Origin of the sequence: Streptomyces celluloflavus, from assembly GCA_000720995.1 — a bacterium.
Lineage (GTDB): Bacteria > Actinomycetota > Actinomycetes > Streptomycetales > Streptomycetaceae > Streptomyces > Streptomyces celluloflavus.
In genome coordinates, this window is sequence record JOEL01000114.1 from 1 (window position 1) to 2117 (window position 2117).

Sequence of the window (2117 nt, forward strand, 5' to 3'; positions counted from 1 at the left end):
GCCTAGCCTGGCCGGCACTCGGAGTCTGCACAGGAATGAAGCCTTCGGGGCTTGTCGTAAGTGGCTTCGCCCTGTGGCCGCGTAAGCGGCCCACTCCCCTTGCTGCGAGCCGAAGGGGCTTCTCGTCGTCGGGGCGCTGCCGCGCCCCACCTGGCTAGCTTCCTGGTCTTCCTGATGTCGGCCCCTTGGGGGCCGCTCTGTTGAAGAGGGCTTCCAGATGTGCGGCCGGAGGCCGCCCTTGTCGCTTACCTCTTCGCCACTGCACGTACGTAGCTTCGGGGTTGAGCGGCCGAATGGCCGCCCTCTCTGCTCACGCCTTCGCCGTTGGGTCTTCGCCCATGGGGGCGCTGCGCGCCCTTCCCTCGCTTCGCCGCTGCACGTAAGTGGCTTCACGATGTCGGCCCCCTTCGGGGCCGCTCATGACGTAGCCCCTTCGGCTTGCACCCGTACGTCTCGCCGTTGACGTACGCATATAAGTCGCTTCGCTCTGTCGGCTCCGACCGGGGCCGCTCACCGCAAGACTCTGGACTTCCCTTACTAGACATAAGAGCGACGCAAGAACTTCGCAGGTCAGACCCGGTTTGCCTTCACGTCCGGCGTGAGGTTGCTTCACGTTTCGCGTGAAGGTGAGGTCACCTTGTGCCGCCAGACTCGGGCATTGTGCTGGCTGCAAGATTGGCTGCCCTTCTCGGTGCGGGCGTGGTGATGCGAGAGCACCAGGCAGCGGGCGTTGGACTCGTCGTTGATGAACCCCTTCTCCTTCGCCCTGGTGATGGCGTTGGACACGCTGCGCTCACCGAGGGGCTTGCCGCCCTTCTCAGCCAGCACCCCGGCCAGTTCGCCGGACTGGAACTCGGCATGTCCGATCTGGTTCAAGCGCCACTGTGCGGCGAAGTAGACACGGACCCACAGCGGGGCGTCCGACTCACGAGCGAGACGCTCGCAGTCCTTCTTGGAGAGCTTGTTCCAGTACAGGCCGGGGCCGAAGCCTTGTCGCATTGAACGGGTGCGTCCTTCCGGTGTGGCGCGGTGAGCGCCGGTTGTTGGTGGTTTGCATGCGCTCCCTTCCGGTAGGCACGGCCAGCCGTCCGGCTGGCATGGAGTTGGGTTCAGGTCAGGCGGCTTCCCGGCAGTCCCGTTCGATCCAGCGCTCCACCTCGGACGGTCGGAAGCGGAGGTGTCCGCCGATCTTGCGGGCGGGGATGTTGAGTGCTCGGTGGTTGTTGTAGACCCACGCGGGCGTCACGCCCAGGTAATCGGCCAGGTCGGCGACGCTCATCAGGCAGGCGTTCCGCAAAGGACGGCTCCTCGGTTAGAGGGGAGGGTTCCCCCGGGTTGCCCCATCCTGGGTTATCAGTCTGGTTCAGTCAAACCCGGATGCGTCACACCCTGACTTGCCCAGTGCGGTTCGGTTCCGTATGTTGCTCCGCATGACGAACACCAGCCATGACCAGGGCGAGGATGCGCCCGAAGCAGGCATCCAACTGTCACAGCGCATCGGCGCCTGGAAGATCACCATGTGGATTCCGTTTGCCGCTAGCGTCGGCGGCCCCCAGGAACTCGTGATTGAGCCGCACGAGGAAGCCGACCCCCAAGAGGTAGCGCGCGGCATCACGAGCACGGTCCTACGGCAGATCGACACCGCCGGAGTTTGGGAAAAGATCCAGCCCGCGAGAGACCTGGCCATCGCTGGGCATGGCGAGATCGAAGAGTTCCGGCGCAAGCTGGCCGGCCTGCCCAAGGGGATCTCTGACGAGTACCTCGCGCTGCTCTCGGCCCTGTATGTGCGCTTCGTGAATCGTGGGGTGCGCGCCCCGATTCACGTCCTTGAAGTGTGGACGGAGACGAAGCAGGCCACGTTGAAGGGCCACCTCCGGGCAGCGCGTCAGCGCGGCTTCCTGACCAAGGTCGAAGGCAAGGCGGGCGGACAGCTCACGGACAAGGCGGTCGAAACGCTGAAGGGGATCGATGCCGAACAGGAACGACAGCCGTAACGGCTGGCACGGAACGAGGGGGAACTAGTACTGCAACGACACTCCGTGACTCGATGCGGTCGTCGTCGTTGCTTGCTTCGTGGTGGATGAGATAGCTGATGGTTGGTCAGATCTGTTCGGTGA

The 2117-nt window shown here is 64.3% G+C and carries 3 protein-coding genes; 1 reads left to right on the plus strand and 2 read right to left on the minus strand.

Translation table 11 applies throughout. From position 1 onward, the window contains the following. Positions 1-609: 609 nt before the first annotated feature. Both IH09_RS36065 and IH09_RS36070 read right to left on the minus strand, forming a co-directional pair. Positions 610-999, minus strand: coding sequence for a hypothetical protein (locus IH09_RS36065; RefSeq protein ID WP_052861969.1), 390 nt, complete (start codon positions 997-999; stop codon positions 610-612). 115 nt (positions 1000-1114) lie between these two features. Continuing rightward, positions 1115-1297, minus strand: coding sequence for a helix-turn-helix domain-containing protein (locus tag IH09_RS36070; protein ID WP_052861970.1), 183 nt, complete (start codon positions 1295-1297; stop codon positions 1115-1117). 133 nt (positions 1298-1430) lie between these two features. Between IH09_RS36070 and IH09_RS36075 the strand changes: the two genes are divergently transcribed. Further along, complete coding sequence (locus tag IH09_RS36075; protein ID WP_190233518.1) at positions 1431-1994, plus strand: hypothetical protein; 564 nt, start codon at positions 1431-1433, stop codon at positions 1992-1994. Positions 1995-2117 lie beyond the last annotated feature (123 nt).